12 protein-coding genes are annotated in these 16,127 nt (G+C 44.3%); all 12 read right to left on the bottom strand.

Annotation, left to right across the window (positions count from 1 at the left end; all coding sequences use genetic code 11):
- Window positions 1–25: 25 nt before the first annotated feature.
- Complete coding sequence (gene rplW, locus ACWNM1_RS15960) at window positions 26–319, bottom strand: 50S ribosomal protein L23 (protein WP_036680537.1); 294 nt, start codon at window positions 317–319, stop codon at window positions 26–28.
- A complete protein-coding gene (gene rplD / locus ACWNM1_RS15955) occupies window positions 319–942 on the bottom strand; it encodes a 50S ribosomal protein L4 (RefSeq protein ID WP_042192174.1) in 624 nt (207 codons plus the stop codon). The genes rplW and rplD overlap by 1 nt, the downstream gene beginning before the upstream one ends.
- A gap of 25 nt (window positions 943–967) precedes the next feature.
- The gene (rplC, locus tag ACWNM1_RS15950) at window positions 968–1,591 is read right to left on the bottom strand and encodes a 50S ribosomal protein L3 (RefSeq protein WP_076286852.1); all 624 of its coding nucleotides are present in this window, start codon (window positions 1,589–1,591) and stop codon (window positions 968–970) included.
- Between the two features lie 42 nt (window positions 1,592–1,633).
- A complete protein-coding gene (gene rpsJ, locus ACWNM1_RS15945; protein ID WP_017692074.1) occupies window positions 1,634–1,942 on the bottom strand; it encodes a 30S ribosomal protein S10 in 309 nt (102 codons plus the stop codon).
- 225 nt (window positions 1,943–2,167) lie between these two features.
- A complete protein-coding gene (locus ACWNM1_RS15940) occupies window positions 2,168–3,493 on the bottom strand; it encodes a protoglobin domain-containing protein (RefSeq protein WP_449601720.1) in 1,326 nt (441 codons plus the stop codon).
- Window positions 3,494–3,766: 273 nt separating this feature from the next.
- Window positions 3,767–4,957, bottom strand: coding sequence for an elongation factor Tu (gene tuf / locus ACWNM1_RS15935; RefSeq protein WP_042192178.1), 1,191 nt, complete (start codon window positions 4,955–4,957; stop codon window positions 3,767–3,769).
- Window positions 4,958–5,066: 109 nt separating this feature from the next.
- The gene (gene fusA / locus ACWNM1_RS15930) at window positions 5,067–7,145 is read right to left on the bottom strand and encodes an elongation factor G (RefSeq protein WP_283909224.1); all 2,079 of its coding nucleotides are present in this window, start codon (window positions 7,143–7,145) and stop codon (window positions 5,067–5,069) included.
- A 47-nt stretch (window positions 7,146–7,192) separates the two neighbouring features.
- Window positions 7,193–7,663 carry a 30S ribosomal protein S7 gene (gene rpsG / locus ACWNM1_RS15925; protein WP_036680520.1) on the bottom strand — a complete coding sequence of 157 codons (471 nt, stop codon included), beginning with the start codon at window positions 7,661–7,663 and terminating at the stop codon, window positions 7,193–7,195.
- 44 nt (window positions 7,664–7,707) lie between these two features.
- Window positions 7,708–8,127: a 30S ribosomal protein S12 gene (gene rpsL / locus ACWNM1_RS15920; protein ID WP_036680518.1), complete on the bottom strand. Its 420-nt coding sequence runs from the start codon at window positions 8,125–8,127 to the stop codon at window positions 7,708–7,710.
- Window positions 8,128–8,260: 133 nt separating this feature from the next.
- On the bottom strand, window positions 8,261–8,512 hold the full coding sequence (locus ACWNM1_RS15915) for a ribosomal L7Ae/L30e/S12e/Gadd45 family protein (RefSeq protein ID WP_042131229.1): 252 nt from the start codon (window positions 8,510–8,512) through the stop codon (window positions 8,261–8,263).
- 179 nt (window positions 8,513–8,691) lie between these two features.
- A complete protein-coding gene (gene rpoC / locus ACWNM1_RS15910; protein WP_042192182.1) occupies window positions 8,692–12,303 on the bottom strand; it encodes a DNA-directed RNA polymerase subunit beta' in 3,612 nt (1,203 codons plus the stop codon).
- 114 nt (window positions 12,304–12,417) lie between these two features.
- Window positions 12,418–15,963, bottom strand: coding sequence for a DNA-directed RNA polymerase subunit beta (rpoB, locus tag ACWNM1_RS15905; RefSeq protein ID WP_042131231.1), 3,546 nt, complete (start codon window positions 15,961–15,963; stop codon window positions 12,418–12,420).
- Window positions 15,964–16,127: the final 164 nt, after the last annotated feature.

The following is a 16,127-nucleotide window of genomic DNA, read 5'->3' as shown; positions in this document are numbered from 1 at the left end:
TAGTTTCCTCCTTACTTTAAGAGTATTATTCTACCGCTTCAAAAAATTCAAGCGGCTTGCTGTCCGGGCTAAGCTTAACGATGGCTTTTTTCCACTCTGGAGTGTAACCAGAATATTTACCATAACGTTTCAGTTTGCCAGGCACGCGCATTGTGTTCACATTAGTTACTTTTACTTTGAAAATAGCCTCGACAGCTTTTTTGATTTCGGTTTTGTTAGCACGGATATCCACTTCAAAAGCGTATTTCATTTCGCTCATGTAGTCGGAAGTACGTTCCGTAATCACCGGACGTTTGATAATATCACGAGGATCTTTCATTACGCGAACACCTCCTCTACCTTCAGAACTGCTTCTTTAGTGATGATCAGTTTGTCGTACGTCAGTACGTCAAGAACATTAATGCCGTCAGCCGCTACGAATTTCACCCCAGGGATGTTACGAGCGGAAAGTGCTACGTTATCATCATAGCTAGTAGCTACGATCAAAGCTTTGCGTTCCACTTTCAGGTTGTTCAAGATTGCTGCGAATTCTTTCGTCTTCGGAGCATTCATTGTCAAGCTATCCAATACGATAATGTCATTCTCGAGCACTTTCGAGGACAAAGCGGATTTGATCGCCAAACGACGAACCTTCTTAGGCAATTTCCAGGAATAGCTACGTGGTGTTGGTCCGAAGACAACGCCGCCGCCTTTCCATTGTGGAGAACGAATGGATCCTTGACGAGCGCGACCTGTACCTTTTTGTTTCCAAGGCTTACGTCCACCGCCACGAACTTCAGAACGTCCTTTTACTTTGTGTGTACCACGACGAAGGGAAGCTCTTTGCATAAGCGCAGCTTCGTGTAGAACGTGCTCATTCGGTTCAATACCGAATACTGTATCGCTAAGTTCTACTTCACCAACTTCGTTGCCACTAATATTAAAAAGTGTTACTTTTGGCATTTCATGTTCCTCCTTTCTTAGGTAATTATTTCTTAACGGTTTGTTTAACTTTCACGAAGCTGTTTTTAGGACCTGGGATAGCGCCTTTAACCAGCAATACGTTACGTTCAACGTCAACCTTGATGATTTCAAGCTTTTGAACAGTGATAGTCGTGTGACCCATATGTCCTGGGAGGCGTTTGCCCTTCGGAACACGGTTAGCTTGGATAGAACCCATGGAACCCGGTCTTCTGTGGTAACGCGATCCGTGTGCCATTGGTCCGCGGCTTTGTCCCCAACGTTTGATGTTACCTTGGAAACCTTTACCTTTAGATGTGCCAGTTACGTCAACAAATTCGCCCTCAGCAAAAATATCAGCCTTCAGTTCTTGTCCAACCTCGAGAGACCCGAGGTCAACACCACGAATTTCACGAACGTAGCGCTTAGGTGTTGCATTTGCCTTTTTGGCGTGACCTTGTTCAGGCTTATTGGAGCGACTTTCTTTTTTATCAGAAAAGCCCAATTGCACTGCTTCATATCCGTCGATATTCAGGTCTTTCTTTTGCAGTACTACACAAGGGCCTGCTTCGATAACAGTAACAGGAATTACGTTACCTTCTGGAGTAAACACTTGAGTCATACCGAGTTTTTTTCCTAAGATACCTTTCAATGTTGACACCTCTTTTCTTTTCCTAAGTTGCTAAAAATAGAATTACAATTTGATTTCGATATCTACACCGGACGGTAGATCCAAGCGCATCAAGGCATCCACAGTTTGTGGTGTTGGGTTCACAATATCGATCAAACGTTTGTGAGTCCGTTGTTCAAACTGTTCACGGGAATCCTTGTACTTGTGTACCGCACGGAGAATAGTAATGATTTGCTTCTCAGTTGGCAACGGAATCGGTCCAGATACACCAGCACCCGAACGTTTTGCAGTTTCAACGATTTTCTCTGCGGATTGATCAAGAATTCTGTGGTCGTATGCTTTCAAGCGAATACGAATTTTTTGCTTTGCCATTTTAGTCCCTCCTTCTATCGCCCAATTTATTATCGGACATACTCCGTGAAAATTTTCTGACGTCGACCTCATGGCAAAGGGGCCGGGTGTGTCAGTAACCTCTCACATCATCGCAACGTCTCAGAACAACATTTATTATTATATATAATAGGCAGCAGTATTGCAAGCTAAAATAACAAAACAATGCATATTTTTTTCATCCGTGCTTTATTACTATTATATAGGTTAAAGATTATCAGTGGCAGACTTAAAAATCTCTGCTGACTCCGCAGTCTGTGCTGTTGCTGACCCAATTCCCTCTATTGTCTGAATCAATGTTCTTATTTCTTCTTCTACTATAACAATCTCTTGTGTGCTACTCCTCATCGCCTCTACAATTTCGGAAAACAAAAGACTAGTCTCAATCGATTGATGTTTCCCACTTTTGGTTAGCTCTTGTACCTTACGTATCTCCTCAACGACCTGTTGTGTGAGACTTCCCGATTTATAAGTCAGCTCTATGATCTGAATTACAGTATTCTTCGTATCCTCTGCCAACCGACTAACTTCTTGAGCAACTACACTAAATCCTCTACCATGCACTCCGGCTCTAGCGGCTTCTATCGTTGCATTAAGTGAAAGAATTTTAGTTTGATCTGCAATATCTTTAACTGAGTTTACGATTTTTTGAATTTGTTTAGAGGAATTGCTTAATTCGTGGACTGAATGTTCCATTTCACTAGTACTTTGATAAATAAGATTAATCTGTCCTGTTAAGCTATCCAAATGCTCATGTCCATCTGTAGCCAACCCCTGCGACCCTACAGCAGATGTAACTGTACGTTGGAATGTTCTACTCACTTCATTGCTACTGGCTACTAGCTGCTTCACAGCGGCATTTGTGTCGATACTAAAATCTATTAATTCGCTGCTGAATTCAGCAATTTTCTGCTTTAATTCATTTTTAACCAAAAGGTATTGCAGTTCCTTCTCTTTGACGTTCTCCTTCTCGTATTCCTCTAGGACAAGTTGTTGTTCAAGGTTAAGCAGCTTAGTTACGGTCTTAACTACATGTAGACGTGTATTGTCATCATGTGTCTCATTATAGATAACTTTTATAAAAACGTTCTGAAGATTTTGAAAAGCAGATAAGTACCATTTAGGCTCAAGTCCTACTCTTTTATGAATATTAGCAATCTTCATTCGCTTTGCTATGTATTCTTCATCAACTTTGCCATCAAAAATTTCAATGATATGCTCGCGGAGTGTTGTTTTCAACCTCTCGATACTACTATGCTCCAATATAATGGCTTCGAGTTTATCCACACCTAATACCGAATTATAAAATTGATCAATTATATAGTCTATATTCTTTTCAACGCTAGGCTTTACCCTACGTAATAAGTTCAAATCTGATTCAGATAGATCAATCATTCTCATTTGCTCATTGAGTTCGTCATAACCCTCAAGAGTATGAAAAAAATCTTCAGTACGCTTAGTCTGGTGTTTATTTTCTATCAAATTAGGGGTGTGAGAATCCTCATTATGATTACGTGATGTTATAGCATGCATGAATGAAAAAGGACATTTTCCCATGTTATCACTCTCCCCTTAATTACTATTTTTTTACAATATCATCTTCCTTTCATTTTACTCTATGATTATTAAAATTGTAAACAATTTATCGTAGAATTTTGTTGAATTTTGTAGAATTAATCGATTATTTTATCGTATATTGTCGAATTTAAGAAGGTTTATCCTATAAAACAACAAAAAGCCCCGGATTCTCCGCAAGAAGAATCCGGGGCACTATGATTCAGAGTCTACCCGCAGATAGAAACGAATTTATTTTTGGATGGAAGCTACGCTACCTGCTCCAACTGTACGTCCACCTTCGCGAATGGAGAATTTAGTACCTTCTTCAATAGCGATAGGGGAGATCAAAGCAACAGTTACAGTGATGTTATCACCAGGCATAACCATTTCAGTACCTTCTGGCAAGTTGATGATGCCAGTTACGTCAGTTGTACGGAAGTAGAACTGTGGACGGTAACCAGTGAAGAATGGTTTGTGACGTCCGCCTTCTTCTTTAGTCAAAACGTAGATTTGAGCAGTGAACTCAGTGTGTGGTTTAACAGAGTTCGGTTTAGCCAATACTTGACCACGCTCGATCATAGTACGGTCTACACCACGAAGCAAAGCTCCGATGTTGTCGCCCGCTTGAGCGGAATCCAACAATTTACGGAACATTTCTACGCCCGTAACTACGGATTTCTTAGTTTCTTCGTGAATACCAACGATTTCGATTTCTTCTCCGACTTTAACTGTTCCACGTTCTACGCGACCAGTTGCCACAGTACCGCGGCCAGTGATGGAGAATACATCTTCGACAGGCATCAAGAATGGTTTGTCAGTTTGACGCTCTGGAAGTGGAATGTACTCGTCGATTGTTTCGAACATTTCAACAATCTTCTTAGCATATTCGCCTTCTGGGTTTTGAAGAGCTTCACGAGCAGAACCACGAATGATTGGAGTGTCGTCGCCTGGGAAGTCATACTCGCTCAGCAAGTCACGAACTTCCATTTCAACCAATTCCAACAACTCTTCGTCTTCAACCATGTCGCATTTGTTCAAGAAAACAACGATGTATGGAACACCTACTTGACGGGACAACAGGATGTGCTCGCGAGTTTGTGGCATAGGGCCATCAGCTGCGGATACAACCAGGATAGCTCCGTCCATTTGCGCTGCGCCTGTGATCATGTTTTTAACATAGTCGGCGTGACCAGGGCAGTCTACGTGAGCGTAGTGACGGTTAGGAGTTTCATATTCAACGTGGGAAGTGGAGATTGTGATACCACGTTCGCGCTCTTCAGGAGCTTTGTCGATTTGATCGAATGCGATAGCTGCGCCACCGTAAGTTTTGGACAATACAGTAGTGATTGCAGCAGTCAGAGTCGTTTTACCATGGTCGACGTGACCAATAGTACCGATGTTAACGTGCGGTTTGTTACGTTCAAACTTTGCCTTTGCCATTTGAACAGTTCCTCCTTAATGTGGGGTTCCTTATATTTGAGCCGCCCGCATATATGTTTATCTTAGATGACTGAGTAATTATACTCGGACGGCAAGTTAAAACTAGTAATTATTCTCCGCCTTTGTTCTTAGCAGCGATCTCTTCCGCAATGGACTTAGGAACTTCTTCATAGTGAGAAAGCTCCATTGAGAATACGCCACGTCCTTGAGTACCAGAACGAAGAGTTGTAGAGTATCCGAACATTTCGGAAAGAGGCACCTTAGCACGGATAATTTGCGCTCCACCACGGGAATCCATACCTTCGATACGGCCACGGCGGGAGTTCAGCATACCCATAACATCACCCATATATTCCTCAGGAACAGTTACTTCTACTTTCATGATTGGCTCAAGCAGGACAGGTTTACACTTGTCTTTAGCTGCTTTAAGCGCCATCGAACCGGCAATTTTAAATGCCATTTCGTTGGAATCGACATCATGGTAAGAACCATCAACGATGGTAGCTTTAACGTCTACAAGCGGGAAGCCTGCAAGTACGCCGTTTTTCATTTGTTCTTCGATACCCGCAAGTGCAGGAGCGATGTACTCTCTAGGAACCGAGCCACCGACAACTTTACTTTCGAATTTGCTACCAGTACCTGGCTCGAGGGGTTCAAATTCAACCCATACGTGACCGTATTGACCACGACCACCAGATTGGCGTACAAATTTACCTTCGACGCGAGCAGGTGCCTTGAACGTTTCGCGGTAAGCAACCTGTGGTTTACCCACATTGGTTTCTACTTTGAACTCACGACGCATACGGTCGATGATGATGTCCAAGTGAAGTTCACCCATACCAGCCAGGATAGTTTGGCCTGTTTCTTCATCAGTATGAGCACGAAGAGTTGGATCCTCTTCAGTCAACTTACCGAGAGCAACGCCCAATTTATCTTGGTCAGCTTTTGTTTTTGGTTCAACAGCGATTTCGATAACTGGATCAGGGAAGTTCATTGATTCCAGAATTACTGGATGCTTCTCATCACACAGTGTATCACCTGTACTGGTATCTTTCAAACCAACTGCTGCAGCGATGTCACCAGAATACACGATGGAAATCTCTTGACGGCTGTTAGCATGCATTTGAAGGATACGACCAATACGTTCACGCTTGTTCTTAGTAGCATTAACTACGTAAGATCCGGACTCTAGAACACCAGAGTATACACGGAAGAACGTAAGTTTACCTACATAAGGGTCAGTCATGATTTTAAATGCCAAAGCTGCAAACGGTTCTTCATCCGAAGAATGACGAACTGCTTCAGTTCCATCATCAAGATGTCCAGTGATAGCTGGAACGTCAAGAGGAGATGGCAAGTAATCAACAACAGCATCCAACATAAGCTGAATACCTTTGTTACGGTAGGAGGATCCAACAATTACAGGGAACAATTTAACTTCAACTACGCCTTTGCGCAGTGCAGCTTTAATTTCCGGAACTGTAATTTCTTCGCCTTCCAGGTACTTCATAGTCAGATCTTCATCAAGTTCAGCAACTTTCTCGATCAACTCGAGACGCAGCTCCTCAACTTTGGCCAAATATTCTTCCGGAATATCCGTTACTTCGATGTTTTGGCCTAGATCATCTCTGAACATGTGTGCTTTTTGCTCAACAAGGTCGATAATACCAGTGAAATCACTTTCTGCACCAATTGGCAATTGAATAGCAACTGCATTGGCTTGAAGGCGATCACGCATAGTTTCGATTACGTTAAGGAAATCCGCACCGATAATGTCCATTTTGTTCACATATGCAATACGTGGAACGTTATAACGGTCAGCCTGTCTCCATACGGTTTCAGACTGAGGCTCAACGCCCTCTTTTGCACTAAATACACCTACTGCCCCATCCAATACACGCAGGGAACGTTCAACTTCAACAGTGAAGTCAACGTGTCCTGGGGTATCAATGATATTGATGCGGTGACCTTTCCACGCAGCAGTCGTAGCAGCGGACGTAATCGTGATTCCGCGCTCTTGTTCTTGCTCCATCCAGTCCATTGTAGCAGCACCCTCGTGAACTTCACCGATTTTGTGCGTACGGCCTGTATAGAAAAGAATCCGCTCTGTGGTAGTTGTTTTACCAGCATCAATATGCGCCATGATCCCGATATTACGTGTATTTTTTAAGGAGAACTCTCTAGCCATGAAATGGATCTCCCTTCAAAATATAAGTTATTTGAATGACTTTAATCCTACCAACGGTAGTGAGCGAACGCTTTGTTTGCTTCAGCCATTTTGTGTGTATCTTCGCGTTTCTTAACAGAAGCGCCTGTGTTGTTGGAAGCGTCGATGATCTCAGCCGCCAAACGCTCTTCCATCGTCTTCTCACCGCGGTTGCGAGAGTAGTTTACGAGCCAACGTAATCCCAGAGCAGTACGTCTCTCTGGTTTAACCTCGATAGGTACTTGATAGTTAGCACCACCGACACGACGAGCTTTGACTTCCAAAACCGGCATGATATTCTTGATGGCAGCTTCGAAAACTTCCATCGGATCTTTACCCGTACGTTCTTCAATCAACTTGAATGAATTGTACAGAATGCTTTGAGCGACACCTCTTTTACCACCCAGCATAATGCGGTTAATCAAACGAGTAACCAACTTGCTATTATACAACGGATCTGGCAATACGTCTCTCTTAGTAACTGGACCTTTGCGTGGCATGGATATCCCCCTTTCTTAAATGTTTATTATTCTAGAATTTTTTCTTATTTCTTAGCTTTAGGACGTTTAGCACCGTATTTAGAACGAGCTTGCATCCGGTTAGCTACACCTGCTGTATCCAATGCACCACGAACGATATGGTAACGAACCCCTGCAAGGTCCTTTACTTTACCTCCGCGAAGTAATACAACACTGTGCTCTTGTAAGTTATGTCCGATACCCGGGATATAAGCTGTTACCTCGAGACGGTTCGTCAAACGAACACGGGCATATTTACGAAGCGCTGAGTTTGGTTTACGTGGAGTCATAGTACCAACACGAGTGCACACACCGCGTTTTTGCGGAGCGCTCAAATTTGTAGCCTCACGCTTGAGGGCGTTATACCCTTTTTGAAGAGCGGGAGATTTAGATTTTTCGATTTTGGCTTGACGACCTTTACGAACCAATTGGTTAATTGTTGGCATGTTGTTGCCACCCCCTTCCTGAAATGATAGCCGATTTAAGAACTCTAAGCCCACAGACCCAGGCGGTTCATAAAAAGACAAATGAAAAGTTCTTGCTGCTGGAGTTCACCCCAGTACAAAAACATTTCCGTAGCTATTGTTTTAAGACGGCTGCCATCGCAGCGCCAACTTCTATTCCGCAGGCCTTGCCCAAATTCAGCATCGTATCCACGTATGTGATCTTAACACCTTGTTTGTTACAAAGCATAACTATCCTGGAAGTAAGCCTTTGATCTCCGTCCTCTGCCACATAGACTTCTGCAGCTTGGCCCAACTCTACCGCCTTGACGGTTTGTTTGGTACCGATCTTGACCTGAGCATCCTGTAGTCCTCTATCATCAGTCATAATCATTACCTCCAATGAACAAGGATAACATGGCTACTCACGCACCTTAGACATTTTAGCATTATCAATAGATGGTGTCAAGAAATTCAGCAATAATTTTTATGAATATTATACACAGCAGATATTCGTGTCACACCTATGATTAGGTATGACACGAGTTCACTACCATGTTTGCTAATTTATTCAGCAGGAACCGGCTCTAAAGATTCAAGCGCGCTTTCTGCATTTGGATCACTAAGCTTAACGTTACGGTAACGATTCATACCAGTACCTGCAGGAATCAACTTACCGATAATAACATTTTCTTTGAGTCCAAGCAACTTATCTACTTTGCCTTTGATAGCAGCGTCTGTTAAGACACGAGTAGTTTCTTGGAAAGATGCAGCGGATAAGAAGGAATCTGTCTCAAGAGATGCCTTGGTAATACCGAGTAAGACCGGTTTAGCAACTGCAGGCTCTTTACCTGACAAGATGGCTTCCTTGTTAGCAGCTTCATATTCATGAATATCCGCAAACGCGCCTGGTAACAGACTTGTGTCACCTGCATCAATGATACGGATCTTCCGAAGCATTTGTTTGATCATAACTTCAATGTGCTTATCATTGATCTCAACGCCCTGGTTACGATATACACGCTGAACTTCTTGCAGAATGTAGTTTTGTACCCCACGGATCCCTTTGATTCGCAGCATTTCTTTAGGGTCAATCGAACCGTCTGTCAACTCATCGCCGGCTTCAATCTCTTGGCCTTCGCTGACACGTAGACGTGAACCATAAGTAATGGAATAAGTCTTGGATTCTGCTTCACCTTGAACCTCGATTTCACGACGATCCTTAGTTTCACGGATTTCCTTGATTACACCATCGATCTCACTGATTGTAGCCTGACCTTTAGGGTTACGGGCTTCAAACAACTCTTGAATACGCGGCAAACCTTGCGTGATGTCATCACCGGCAACACCGCCGGTATGGAACGTACGCATTGTAAGCTGGGTTCCTGGTTCACCGATAGATTGTGCAGCGATAATACCAACTGCTTCACCGATCTCAACGTGTTTACCAGTTGCCAAGTTACGACCGTAACATTTCTTACAAACACCATGACGAGCACGGCAGCTTAGTACAGAGCGGATTTGTAGCTTAGTTACACCAGCGTCTACGATTGCTTCCGCTTTATCGGAGTCAATCAAATCGTTGCGGTGAACAATGATTTCGCCTGTTTCTGGATGACGGACAGTCTCGAAGCAGTAACGACCTTCAATACGGTCATACAGATCCTCAATAACCTCTTTACCATCCTGAATACGACTAACTGTAAATCCTTTATCTGTTCCACAATCTTCCTCACGGACGATAACGTCCTGAGCTACGTCAACGAGACGACGAGTCAAGTAACCGGAGTCAGCAGTACGAAGTGCGGTATCGGCAAGACCTTTACGCGCTCCGTGAGTGGAGATAAAGTACTCCAAGACCGTAAGACCTTCACGGAAGTTCGCTTTAATTGGCAATTCGAAAATCCGACCCGAAGGTGTTGCCATCAGACCACGCATACCACCCAGCTGAGTGATCTGCGATTTGTTACCCCGCGCTTTGGAGTCAACCATGAGCATGATAGAGTTGAAACGGTCCATCGATTTAAGCAGGATGTTCGTAAGATCATCCTTCGTCTTCGACCAGATCTCAATAACGCGGTCGTACCGTTCGTCATTAGTAATCAGACCACGGCGATATTGGTTAGCAACCACATCTACCTTAGCTTCGGACTCTTTCAGAATCGTAACTTTCTCCTCAGGCACGATAACATCCGACACAGCAACGGTAACACCGGAACGTGTGGAGTAAGTAAAGCCGAGTTGTTTAATTTTATCCAAAATCATAGAGGTTTTGGTTGTATGATAAGTTTCAAAACAACGTGCGATAATCAGACCCAGATATTCTTTACCTACAGCGCTGGCTTCAGGAGCGGATTCAATCAGCTCGCGAATATCTGCGCCTTTTTCATAGATAAAGTATTTCTCTGGCGTGCCATGCAGCAAGTTAGTCTTAGTCGCTTCATTGATATAAGGGAAACTACTTGGGTAAATTTCATTAAAGATAATCTTACCGATCGTAGTAATCAACATTGCACCTTGTTGTTTTTCCGTAAAGCAAGTCTTACCCAGTGCTTTAACTGGAATAGCTACACGAGCATGAAGACCTGCAGTTCCGCGTTGGTAAGCTGATACAGCTTCATTTACGGTACGCAGAATCATACCTGATCCTTTTTCTTCCTTGTTGTCCATGGTCAGGTAGAAAGTACCAAGTACCATATCCTGGGAAGGTGTTACAACCGGTTTTCCGTCTTTAGGGTTCAAGATATTACCGGATGCAAGCATGAGAATACGTGCTTCCGCTTGAGCTTCTGCTGACAGAGGAACGTGCACCGCCATTTGGTCACCGTCAAAGTCGGCGTTATAAGCCGTACATACGAGTGGGTGAAGACGAATAGCATGACCTTCCACCAAAATCGGTTCAAAAGCTTGGATACCGAGACGGTGAAGTGTTGGTGCGCGGTTTAGAAGTACTGGGTGCTCTCTGATTACTTCTTCAAGTACATCCCATACTTCAGGACTTACACGCTCAACTTTACGTTTTGCGCTCTTTATGTTGTGGGCTAGGCCCTTATTAACCAATTCCTTCATGACAAAAGGCTTGAACAATTCTAGCGCCATTTTCTTAGGGAGTCCGCACTGATACATCTTGAGGTACGGTCCTACAACGATAACGGAACGACCAGAGTAGTCAACCCGTTTACCGAGCAAGTTCTGACGGAAACGTCCTTGTTTACCTTTCAGCATGTGGCTGAGAGATTTCAATGGACGGTTACCAGGACCCGTTACCGGACGTCCTCTACGGCCGTTATCGATGAGAGCATCGACAGCTTCCTGTAGCATCCGTTTCTCGTTCTGCACGATAATGTCAGGTGCACCAAGATCCAACAGTCTTTTCAGACGGTTGTTCCGGTTAATAACACGACGATAAAGATCGTTCAAATCAGACGTAGCAAAACGGCCACCATCCAATTGAACCATCGGACGAAGCTCCGGAGGAATAACCGGAAGAACATCCATGATCATCCAATCAGGTTTGTTGCCTGAGTTACGGAATGCTTCAATGACTTCCAGACGTTTGATCGCCCGGTTACGACGTTGGCCTTGGGCCGTACGCAGTTCTTCTTTGAGGAATTCCAGCTCTTTTTCGATGTCGATGTCTTGAAGAAGCTTCTTAACAGCTTCAGCACCCATGCCCGCTTGGAATCCGTAACCGTATTTTTCACGGTAGCTACGATATTCTTTCTCGGATAGAAGTTGTTTCTTTTCCAGTGGTGTTTCACCTGGGTCAGTTACAACATACGAAGCGAAGTAGATAATCTCTTCAAGTGATCTTGGAGACATATCTAGTGCCAAACCCATACGGCTTGGGATACCTTTAAAGTACCAGATATGAGATACCGGAGCAGCCAATTCAATGTGACCCATACGTTCACGACGAACTTTAGCACGAGTAACTTCAACGCCACAACGGTCGCAGACTACGCCCTTATAACGGACACGTTTGTATTTACCGCAATGACATTCCCAGTCTTTTTGCGGTCCAAAGATACGCTCACAGAAAAGACCCTCTTTTTCCGGTTTCAATGTACGATAGTTAATGGTTTCCGGTTTCTTAACTTCTCCGCGGGACCATGAACGAATCTTCTCCGGAGAAGCGAGTCCGATTTTCATAAATTCAAAATTGTTAACGTCCAACAAGGAGCAACCCTCCTTAACCTAATCCTGATTTAGTACCGCTTTGCCCTCCTCTGACTGTTACATCAAAAGAGGGCGCGGTCCTTTATAAAATGGAACTTTAAAGCTCCAACGTGATTATTCTACTCCGACTTCTGCGCCTTCTAAATTGAGGCTCAGCTTGTCGCCTGACGTCTCGTCCTCATCGTCCAATTCTCTCATTTCAATTTCCTGCTCGTCACCGCTAAGAATCTTAACATCCATACCCAGGGACTGCAGTTCTTTGATCAATACCTTGAACGACTCAGGAACACCTGGTTCCGGTACATTTTCACCTTTGACAATGGATTCGTACGTCTTCACGCGACCAACCACGTCATCGGATTTTACGGTCAAAATTTCTTGCAATGTATATGCAGCACCGTAAGCTTCAAGCGCCCACACTTCCATCTCCCCGAAACGCTGTCCACCAAACTGAGCTTTACCACCCAGTGGCTGTTGCGTAACTAGTGAGTAAGGTCCTGTTGAACGGGCGTGAATCTTATCATCAACCATGTGCGCCAGTTTGATCATATGCATGACGCCGACAGTAACTTCGCGTTCGAAGCGTTCACCTGTCCGACCATCGTACAATACAGTCTTACCATTACGCTGCATACCAGCTTCTTCCATCGTATCAAATACGTCGTACTCACGTGCTCCGTCGAATACCGGCGTTGCAATGTGAATTCCCAGACGCAATGCGGCCATACCAATATGGACCTCAAGCACCTGTCCGATGTTCATACGAGAAGGAACGCCTAGAGGGTTAAGAACAACCTGTACCGGCGTACCGTCTGGAAGGAACGGCATATCTTCTTCTGGCAGGATACGAGCAACGACACCCTTGTTACCGTGACGTCCGGCCATTTTGTCACCTTCAGAAATCTTACGTTTCTGAGCGATGTACACACGAACCAATTGATTTACGCCAGGAGGTAGCTCATCGCCGTTCTCACGTGTAAATACTTTAACGTCAACGATAATACCATCACTACCGTGAGGAACGCGTAAAGAGGTATCCCGTACTTCACGAGCCTTCTCACCAAAGATAGCGTGTAGGAGACGCTCTTCTGCAGTCAATTCAGTTACACCCTTTGGAGTAACCTTACCAACTAGAATGTCACCAGCACTGATTTCCGCACCGATGCGGATAATTCCACGCTCATCAAGATTGCGCAGAGCTTCTTCGCCCACGTTTGGAATATCACGTGTGATTTCTTCAGGTCCCAGTTTAGTGTCACGAGCTTCGGATTCGTATTCCTCGATATGAATCGAAGTGTATACATCTTCCTTAACTAGTTTTTCACTTAACAGGATCGCATCCTCGTAGTTGTAACCTTCCCAAGTCATGAACGCAACGACTACGTTACGACCAAGAGCAAGTTCGCCCATTTCTGTAGAAGGACCGTCCGCCAGGATGTCACCCTTCTTAACAATATCCCCTCTTTTAGCTAGAGGACGTTGGTTAATACAGGTACCTTGGTTAGAACGCATAAATTTGTGTAATTTATATTTAACGATATCGCCTTTAACTTCTTTGCCTTCGACAGTCTCAACCCGGCGCAGCCAAATTTCATTAGCTGAAGAGCGTTCGATAATACCGTCATATTTAGAAACAACACATACGCCAGAATCCTTAGCGGATTTATGTTCCATCCCTGTTCCGACGAGCGGAGCTTTAGGAATTAGAAGTGGAACGGCTTGACGCTGCATGTTAGATCCCATCAGAGCGCGGTTGGAGTCATCGTTCTCAAGGAACGGAATGAGCGCCGTAGCGACGGATACGACCTGTTTAGGTGAAACGTCCATGTAATCTACACGATTACTTGGCATTGTTGTAATGTTGTCAGAGTCTTTATTGTAACGAACGATTACCATGTCTTCCTTAAAGGAGCCATCTTCATCGATCAATACGTTAGCCTGAGCAACTACATAGTTATCTTCCTCATCAGCAGTCAGATAATCGATTTGTTCAGTTACCTTACCTGTCTTTGGATCTACCCAACGATACGGAGCTTCAATAAAGCCGTATTCGTTGATACGTGCAAAGGTGGACAAGGAGTTGATCAATCCAATGTTCGGACCTTCCGGCGTTTCAATTGGACACATCCGGCCGTAGTGACTGTGATGGACGTCACGAACTTCAAAGCCCGCGCGTTCACGTGTCAAACCACCGGGTCCGAGTGCAGACAGACGACGTTTATGCGTAAGTTCCGCAAGCGGGTTCGTCTGGTCCATAAACTGAGACAACTGGGAGCTACCGAAGAACTCTTTAATGGACGCGATAACCGGACGAATATTGATCAGAGCTTGAGGCGTAATTGCATTAGCATCCTGAATCGACATTCTTTCACGAACAACGCGCTCCATACGGGACAAACCGATACGGAACTGATTCTGCAGAAGTTCACCGACAGAACGCAGACGACGGTTACCCAGATGGTCAATATCATCGGTATTACCAATTCCGTGAAGCAAATTAATAAAGTAGCTGATCGAGGATATAATATCAGCTTGAGTAATGTGCTTAACTGACTTGTCAATGTTGCCGTTAGCGATCAGCTTAATAACCCGACCTTCTTCAATTGGCGAGAATACGTCAATCGTTTGAAGAGGAATATCTTCGCTGTCCATAACTCCACCAGTAACACGGTAGTTCTTAAAGGCAACATTCTTTTCGAAGTATGGAATCAATTCATCAAGCAGTCTGCGATCGACCATTTGACCGGACTCTGCTAGGATTTCTCCTGTAGCTTCGTCAACCAAAGGCTGAGCAAGACGTTGATTGAAAAGACGGTTCTTAATGTGTAGCTTTTTATTGATTTTGTAACGGCCCACGTTAGCTAGGTCGTAGCGTTTTGGATCAAAGAAACGCGCGACCAGCAAACTTTTGGCATTGTCTAGTGTCGGCGGTTCGCCCGGACGCAAACGCTCATAAATTTCAATAAGCGCCTTCTCCGTGGAGTCCGTGTTGTCTTTATCCAGCGTATTGCGAATATATTCATCATTGCCAAGCAATTCCAGAATTTCGGCATCACTACCGAAACCGAGAGCACGCAAAAGTACGGTAACAGGAATTTTACGAGTCCGATCGATACGAACATACATAATATCCTTAGCGTCGGTCTCAAGTTCCAACCAGGCTCCGCGGTTCGGGATTACTGTGGCGGTGTAGGTTTTTTTGCCGTTCTTATCCACTTTTGTGCTGAAATAGACGCTTGGAGAGCGAACCAACTGGCTGACAATAACCCGTTCCGCACCGTTAATAATAAAAGTGCCGGTCTCCGTCATCAGCGGGAAATCTCCCATGAACACTTCCTGCTCTTTGACCTCACCGGTCTCCTTATTAATGAGCCGCACCTTTACACGCAGAGGAGCCGCATACGTCACGTCCCGCTCTTTAGCGTCGTCAACCGTATATTTTGGTTCACCCAGGCTGTAATCAATGAACTCTAGTACCAAATTACCTGTGAAATCCTGGATCGGCGAGATGTCCTGAAACATTTCCCGCAATCCTTCCTCCAAAAACCAATCATAAGATTTTTGTTGGATCTCGATCAGGTTCGGGACCTCGAGTACCTCGTTAATTCTCGCATAGCTCCGCCGAGTGCGTCGACCATACTGAACAAGATGTCCTGCCAACTTTACTCACCCCTCATGTCTACTCACTTAAAAATTGATTGCGAACCCTTGTTTGGAACCGTATAATGGAACCATACTACAAGGATTCAGTCATAAATAAAAGAAAAGCCCTTATCGAAATCTTCGAAAAAAGAGCGCACTTATCCATGACCAAAATACTCCTT

The sequence above is a fragment of the Paenibacillus sp. Marseille-Q9583 genome, assembly GCF_976954365.1.
The sequence above is the reverse complement of the archived record's forward strand: the minus strand, read 5'-3'. Positions and strand labels throughout refer to the sequence as shown.

Bases quoted from the DNA above. Each gene is read 5' to 3' on its own strand.
- ACWNM1_RS15940 (WP_449601720.1), bottom strand. From the start codon at position 3,493: ATGCATGCTATAACATCACGTAATCATAATGAGGATTCTCACACCCCT.
- rpsG (WP_036680520.1), bottom strand. From the start codon at position 7,663: ATGCCACGCAAAGGTCCAGTTACTAAGAGAGACGTATTGCCAGATCCG.
- rplW (WP_036680537.1), bottom strand. From the start codon at position 319: ATGAAAGATCCTCGTGATATTATCAAACGTCCGGTGATTACGGAACGT.
- rpsJ (WP_017692074.1), bottom strand. From the start codon at position 1,942: ATGGCAAAGCAAAAAATTCGTATTCGCTTGAAAGCATACGACCACAGA.
- ACWNM1_RS15915 (WP_042131229.1), bottom strand. From the start codon at position 8,512: ATGACTGATGATAGAGGACTACAGGATGCTCAGGTCAAGATCGGTACC.
- fusA (WP_283909224.1), bottom strand. From the start codon at position 7,145: ATGGCTAGAGAGTTCTCCTTAAAAAATACACGTAATATCGGGATCATG.
- tuf (WP_042192178.1), bottom strand. From the start codon at position 4,957: ATGGCAAAGGCAAAGTTTGAACGTAACAAACCGCACGTTAACATCGGT.
- rplD (WP_042192174.1), bottom strand. From the start codon at position 942: ATGCCAAAAGTAACACTTTTTAATATTAGTGGCAACGAAGTTGGTGAA.
- rpsL (WP_036680518.1), bottom strand. From the start codon at position 8,127: ATGCCAACAATTAACCAATTGGTTCGTAAAGGTCGTCAAGCCAAAATC.